At 70.5% G+C, this 6279-nt stretch carries 6 protein-coding genes and 1 pseudogene; 3 read left to right on the top strand and 4 right to left on the bottom strand.

Annotated elements, in window-relative coordinates; translation table 11 throughout:
• Together LI92_RS24175 and recO are read right to left on the bottom strand one after the other, a co-directional pair.
• Positions 1-287, bottom strand: a pseudogene (locus tag LI92_RS24175) (hypothetical protein); the annotation flags it as partial.
• A gap of 113 nt (positions 288-400) precedes the next feature.
• Positions 401-1195, bottom strand: coding sequence for a DNA repair protein RecO (gene recO / locus LI92_RS19285; RefSeq protein WP_046321806.1), 795 nt, complete (start codon positions 1193-1195; stop codon positions 401-403).
• Positions 1196-1269: 74 nt separating this feature from the next.
• On the opposite strand from recO, the gene LI92_RS19280 reads away from it, so the two are divergent.
• From LI92_RS19280 to LI92_RS19270, 3 genes are all read left to right on the top strand, one after another.
• Entirely contained in the window at positions 1270-2718 is a 1449-nt protein-coding gene (locus LI92_RS19280) for an amidase (RefSeq protein ID WP_046321805.1), read from the top strand.
• 123 nt (positions 2719-2841) lie between these two features.
• Positions 2842-3180 (top strand): hemophore-related protein, encoded by a 339-nt coding sequence (locus LI92_RS19275; RefSeq protein ID WP_046321804.1) that lies wholly within the window; start codon positions 2842-2844, stop codon positions 3178-3180.
• Between the two features lie 13 nt (positions 3181-3193).
• Positions 3194-4060, top strand: a complete 867-nt coding sequence (locus LI92_RS19270) for a sulfurtransferase (protein WP_152665559.1) — start codon at positions 3194-3196, stop codon at positions 4058-4060.
• A gap of 25 nt (positions 4061-4085) precedes the next feature.
• On the opposite strand, the gene LI92_RS19265 is transcribed toward LI92_RS19270, so the two are convergent.
• Both LI92_RS19265 and LI92_RS19260 read right to left on the bottom strand, forming a co-directional pair.
• Positions 4086-5543, bottom strand: coding sequence for a flavin-containing monooxygenase (locus LI92_RS19265; protein ID WP_046321803.1), 1458 nt, complete (start codon positions 5541-5543; stop codon positions 4086-4088).
• A 21-nt stretch (positions 5544-5564) separates the two neighbouring features.
• Entirely contained in the window at positions 5565-6239 is a 675-nt protein-coding gene (locus LI92_RS19260; RefSeq protein WP_046321802.1) for a DUF5642 family protein, read from the bottom strand.
• Positions 6240-6279 lie beyond the last annotated feature (40 nt).

Genomic DNA, 6279 nt, shown 5'->3' with positions numbered 1-6279 from the left:
TGTGTATAAGAGACAGGGCCACCGGCACCGGGGGCCCCGTCGGCGCCGGGAGCGCCGTCGGCTCCGGGAGCGCCGTCCGCGCCGTCCGCCCCGTCAGCGCCGGGGCCGTTCACCGGCAGCGGTGCCGTGATCCCGGCGGGCGGACCAGGTTCGGCGGCCCGCGCGCAGGAAGCCACGGCCGGCATCATTCCCACGACGAGTAGCGCTCCGGCCGCCACACCGAAACCGGCTCCGTATCCCGGCATCGTCTTGTGCGCCCAGCGCCCCCACCCGGTGTCGTGAAACATTCGGCCTGCCTTCCTGGTTGAACATGCGGATCGTGAAGTCGCATCAGCCTACCGCCGACATCCGGGCAGTCCACCGAAACGGACGTATTTCGGGGTTCGGGGACCCCGATGGGTCAGCTGCCGGCGGCCCGGGACTGCGCATCCGCGTCGTCGCCGCCGCGCTGCGCCGGCTGCTGGGAGCCCCGCTCCACCAAGGGCAAGGTCCGCAGACGCCGTTCCAGGTGCCACTGCAGGTGCGCGGCCACCAATCCGCTGGCGTGGCTGCGATGCGCCGTCGTGGACAGCTCAGCGGCTTCCCAGTCACCGTCGTGCAACGCCGACATCAGATCCAGCACACCCATCGGCGGGGTGGTCGCCCCCGCCGGGCGGCAGTGCGCGCAGACGCTGCCGCCGGCCGCGACGTGGAATGACCGATGCGGGCCGGGGGTGGCACACCGGGCGCACTCGGTCAGCGCCGGCGCCCACCCCGCCACCGACATGGCCCGCAGCAGGTAGGCGTCCAGCACCAGCTCGCGGGGGCGGCGGCCGTCGGCCACCGCGCGCAGCGCACCGACGGTGAGCCGGTGCAGTGCCGTCGCCGGGGCCCGCTCGGCACCGGCCAGGCGTTCCGCGGTCTCCAGAATCACGCAGGCGCAGGTGTAGCGGCCGTAGTCGCTGACGATGTCGGTGGCGAACGCGTCGACCGACACCACCTGGGTGACGATGTCGAGGTTGCGGCCGGGATGCAGCTGCACATCGATGTGGGCGAACGGTTCCAGCCGGGCCCCGAACTTGCTGCGGGTACGGCGCACTCCTTTGGCCACCGCGCGGACCAGCCCGTGGTCGCGGGTGAGCAAAGTGACGATCCGGTCGGCCTCGCCGAGCTTGTGCTGGCGCAGCACCACCGCCCGGTCCCGGTACAGCCGCATCGGACCAGTTTCGCATCGGATGCGAGCGTTTCGAGGACCCCCACCGGCGTGGCACGCCGATACTCTCGTCAGCGATGAGCCACCCGTCCGCGACCTCTGCAACCCGCTTCCCCACCCTCACCGAGCAGCTCTACCAGCTGGCCAGCGGTGAGGCCACCTCTGTGGAGCTGGTGCGCCGGTCGCTGCACGCCATCGACGCCAGTCAGTCCACCCTGAACGCCTTCCGGGTGGTCTTCACCGAGTCGGCCCTGGTCAGCGCCGCCGAAGCCGACCGGCTGCGGGCTGCCGGGCACCGCGCGCCGCTGCTGGGCATCCCGATCGCGGTCAAAGACGACACCGACGTCGCGGGGGTGGCGACCTCGTACGGCGCCTCCGGATACGTCGAACCGGCCGGCCACGACTCGGAGGTGGTACGCCGGCTGCGGGCCGCCGGCGCGGTGATCGTCGGCAAGACCAACACCTGCGAATTGGGTCAGTGGCCGTTCACCAGCGGCCCCGGTTTCGGCCACACCCGCAACCCCTGGTCGCGCCGGCACACCCCCGGCGGATCCTCGGGGGGAAGTGCCGCCGCGGTGGCCGCCGGTCTGGTGACCGCGGCCATCGGATCCGACGGCGCCGGCAGTGTGCGCATTCCCGCGGCCTGGACGCATCTGGTCGGCATCAAGCCGCAGCGCGGCCGCATCTCGACGTGGCCGCTGCCGGAGGCCTTCAACGGGCTGACCGTCAACGGGGTGCTGGCCCGCACCGTCGAAGACGCGGCGCTGGTACTCGACGCGGTCTCCGGCAACGCCGACGGCGACCTGCACAAACCGCCGCCGATGACGGTCTCGGACTACGTACGGACCGCGCCGGGGCAACTGCGTATCGCGCTGTCGACCCGCTTCCCCTACACGGGGTTCGCCGCCCAGCTGCACCCGGAGATCAGGGCCGCCCTGGAGCGCACGGCCGAACAACTGCGGTTGCTCGGGCACACCGTGGTCCCGGGGAACCCCGATTACGGGCTGCGACTGTCGTGGAATTTCCTGTCCCGGTCCACCGCCGGGGTGCTGACCGCGGCGAACGCGCTGGGCAACGGGGTCAACCTCGACCCGCGGACGTTGGCCAACATGCGCACCGGCCGGCTGCTGTCGCAGGCCGTGCTGCGCAAGGCCCGCGCCCACGAGGCCAAGGATCACCGGCGGGTGGGCTCGATCTTCCGCATCGTCGACGTGGTGCTGGCGCCCACCACCGCTCAGCCGCCGCCGCTGGTCAACACCTTCGACGACCTGAACAGCTGGGAGACCGACCGCGCGATGATCGCGGCCTGCCCGGTGACCTGGCCGTGGAACCTCTTGGGCTGGCCGTCGATCAATGTCCCCGCCGGGTTCACCTCCGACGGACTCCCGATCGGGGTGCAGTTGATGGGGCCGGCCAACAGCGACGGCCTGTTGGTGTCGCTGGCCGCCGAACTGGAGGGCGTCAGCGGGTGGGCGGCGCGTCAGCCCACGCCGTGGTGGCGCACCGAACCCGGTCAAGGCTCGTGATCCGCGCCCACCGGCCCTAACTGCGACTTCAGCACGCCGCGCGCAGTTCGGTTAAGCTTGGCCAGTCTTTGAGTTAGGTCTTCAAATCCCCGTAAAGATGCACTGGTGAAAGGCGTCCGCAAAATGGCCACTCTGTCGTTGACCAGAATCTCTGTCGCAGCCGGCAGTCTGGCTCTGGCGTTCTGCGCCGGATCCGGGATCGCGTCCGCCAGCCCCGACCTCGGCCCGATCCTCAACACCACCTGCACCTATTCGCAGGTGCACGCGGCGCTGGCCGCGGAGAACCCGGCCGCCGCGGCCGAGTTCGACGCCAGCCCCAACGGGCCGGGCATGCTGCAGATGTTCCTGAACGCTCCGCCCGCCAAGCGCCAGCAGTTTGCCAACATGGTGCAGGGCATGCCGGAGGCCCAGCAGTACGTGGGCACCATCGTCGCGGTAGCCAACACCTGCAACAACTACTGAGCCTGTCCACGCGGTGGTTCCGCGCAACAGGATTCTGATCACCGCCGCGGAGCTCATGGAGTTTCTGCGGGCCGGTGATCCGGTGACGCTCCTCGACGTCCGCTGGAGTCTGGAGGCACCCGACGGACGCCAGGCATATCTGGGCGGCCATCTGCCGGGTGCGGTCTACGTCTCGCTCGAAGACGAGCTGTCCGACCACTCCGTGCCTGACCGGGGCCGCCACCCGTTGCCGACCGGCCGCAATCTGGAAGCCGCTGCCCGCCGCTGGGGAGTGCGGCGCAACACGCCGGTGGTGGTCTACGACGACTGGCACCGGGCCGGTTCGGGCCGGTTGTGGTGGTTGCTGACCACCTCGGGGGTCGCAGACGTGCGCATCCTCGACGGTGGGCTGGCGGCGTGGACCCGAGCCGGCGGCGAGTTGGACACCGGCGAGGTCTCCCCCGAGCCGGGCAACGTCACCCTGCTGCCCGAGGATCTGTATGAGGGCCTGCGGCCCACGCTGACCGCCGACGAGGCCGGCGAAGGAGCCCGGACCGGTTCGATCGCGTTGCTCGACGCCCGCGCCCCCGAACGCTTCCGCGGCGAGGTGGAGCCGATCGACGCGACTGCCGGGCACATCCCCGGCGCGACGAACCTGCCGTTCACCGCGTTGCTGGGCGCCGACGGCACCCTGCTGCCCGACGAGGAGATCCTCGGGCTGCTGGCCGAGCGCGGCGTCGGCGACGACGCCACCGTGGGGACCTACTGCGGTTCGGGGATCAGTGCCACGGTGATCGTCGCGGCATTGGCCGCCGTCGGCCGCTCGGCAGCGATGTTCCCGGGATCGTGGTCGCAGTGGAGCTCGGATGTGTCCCGGCCGGTGGCCCGCGGCGAGCACTGAGGCCGCCTCAGCCGAGGTGGCTGGGTCAGCTGAGGTGGAAATCCGCCGGATCGGGGCTGGCGAGCATCTTCTTCAGCGTCGCGCGGTCGAACGGCCACAGATCGATCGCGCCGCTGCCGGTCAGGTACCAGGAGTTGCACCCGGTGTTCCACACCGTCGGGACCATCGCGGCCGCGACGGCGTCGTTGAACCGGGCGGTGGCCTGCTCGGTGACCTCCACCGTGGTCAGCTCGCCGGTCCGGAACCTGGTCAACCACTGCGCGATGTAGCCGGCGGTGAGCTCCGAGGTGTACTGCAGTGAGATCGACCCGGTGGGCGAATTGGGCCCCAACACCGTGAACAGGTTGGGGAAGCCGGGGATGGCGGTCATCCGGTAGGCGCGCGGGCCCTTGGCCCAGGCGTCGTCGATGCTGATCCGGTCGCGGCCGCACAGACGCATCGGTCGCATGTAGTTGTGGGCGTGAAAGCCGGTCGCCAGCACGATGACGTCGGTGTCGCGGTGGGTGCCGTCGGCGGTGCGGATGCCGGTCGGGGTGACTTCGGCGATGTCCTCGGTGACCACGTCGACATTGCCGGCCCGGATGGCCCGGTAGTAGCTTCCCGACACCACCTGACGTTTGCACAGCGGCTCGTAGTCCGGACGAAGCTTGGCCCGCAACGCCTTGTCGCGCACCTGAATCCGCAAGCACGCCCGGGCGTAGGCCTGCACGGCCCGGCGGCGCCACGTCGGGCGGGTGGTGACATCGGTCAGCAGCCCGGAGCCGCCGAAGGTCAGCAGCCGGTGCAGCGACCGGTGCAACGCCGGGAACCGCCGCAGCACCGCGGCGACGCCGGGCAGCTGCCGCAGCGAGGTGGGCGCCCACAGAATCCACTGCGCCGACCGCACGTAGTGGTCGATCGACGCGGCCTGCGGCGCCAGCGCGGAGACCACCTGCACCCCGGTGGATCCGGTGCCGATCACCGCGATCCGCTTGCCTGCGGTGTCCAGCTCGTCGTCCCAGCGGGCGGTGTGGACCACCGGTCCGGCGAAATCGGCGAGTCCGGGGATCTCCGGGACGAACGGGTGGTGCAGGACGCCGGTCGCACAGATCAGGAAATCGGCGTCCAGCTCCTCCCCGGCGGCAGTGGTGACGATCCAGTGCCGACGCTCGTCCCAGCGCGCCTCGCTCACCTCGGTGTCCAGCCGGATCAGCGGCGCCAGCCCCAGCCGGTCGACGACGTCGCGGTGGTAGCGCTGGATGGCCGCGCCGGTCGCCCAGGCGTGCCGCCAGTCGGGTTTGGGCGCGAACCCGAACTGGTAGATCTGCGACGGCACGTCGCATCGCAGGCCCGGATAGCGGTTCCAGTACCAGACCCCGCCGACATCCGAGCCCTTCTCGAGCACGGTGACGTCGGTGAAGCCCTGTTCACGCAGGACGTGCGCGGTGGTGATCCCGGCTATGCCCGCCCCGACGACCAGGACGCGCGGCTCGCGCTCGGTCACGTGGCGGCTCCCCCGGCACCGCTAGTCGCGCAGCGCTGCCACCGCGTCGACCAACAACTGCCGTGCCCGGTCGGCGTCGACCATCCCCGGCGCCTGGCCGCGGACCGCCTGCGGGTTGGCCGTGACCTGCACCAGTGCGGTGCCCAGGTAGGCGGTGAAGGTGTAGGACTCGCGGGACTGCTGCTGGCCGTCCTTGCCGACGAGCACAATCTCGGAGTGCGATCCCACCGTCTTGGCGTTCTCGATCTCCGGGGCATCGACCTCGTCGAGGTAGCCGGTGAGCTTGCCGGCGTTGAACGAGACGTGGCTGCACTTCTCGGCGTCGGTGTCGTCGTAGGGCAGCTCCTGGTCGGACTGCATGGCGATCGCGACCAGCTGGTTGCCGTCGCCGACGATCGACACCATCGACATCTTGCCCTGGATGCCCTTGGGCGGCCGGCCGGTGTTGGCGGCGTAGTCGGCGCAGTCGGTGGGGTCGAACGTCACGCCGGGAGGCATCTTCTGCGGCCCGAGAATCTTGGGGTCGATGTCGTTAGGACCCTTGGTCTGGGTCTTGAAGTCGGAGCCGAACGTCGACTGGACGTTGAACAGCTTGGTGGTATCGATCGGCTTCTGCGCGCCCCCGCAGCCGGCCAGTGCTTGTGCACACACCAGCAGGCCGACCGAGGACACGAGCAACGACTTGCGTACGGACATCCCTGGAATCTACCAATGCCGTTTCGGCGGGCGCGGGCGG

This window comes from Mycobacterium sp. UM_Kg1, from assembly GCF_000972925.1.
Taxonomy (GTDB): Bacteria; Actinomycetota; Actinomycetes; order Mycobacteriales; family Mycobacteriaceae; genus Mycobacterium; species Mycobacterium hiberniae.
The sequence above is the reverse complement of the archived record's forward strand: the minus strand, read 5'-3'. Positions and strand labels throughout refer to the sequence as shown.

What these genes read in the sequence shown, in the direction of transcription:
- recO (WP_046321806.1), bottom strand. Translation starts at nt 1,195, where the DNA reads ATGCGGCTGTACCGGGACCGGGCGGTGGTGCTGCGCCAGCACAAGCTC.
- LI92_RS19280 (WP_046321805.1), top strand. Translation starts at nt 1,270, where the DNA reads ATGAGCCACCCGTCCGCGACCTCTGCAACCCGCTTCCCCACCCTCACC.
- LI92_RS19275 (WP_046321804.1), top strand. Translation starts at nt 2,842, where the DNA reads ATGGCCACTCTGTCGTTGACCAGAATCTCTGTCGCAGCCGGCAGTCTG.
- LI92_RS19260 (WP_046321802.1), bottom strand. Translation starts at nt 6,239, where the DNA reads ATGTCCGTACGCAAGTCGTTGCTCGTGTCCTCGGTCGGCCTGCTGGTG.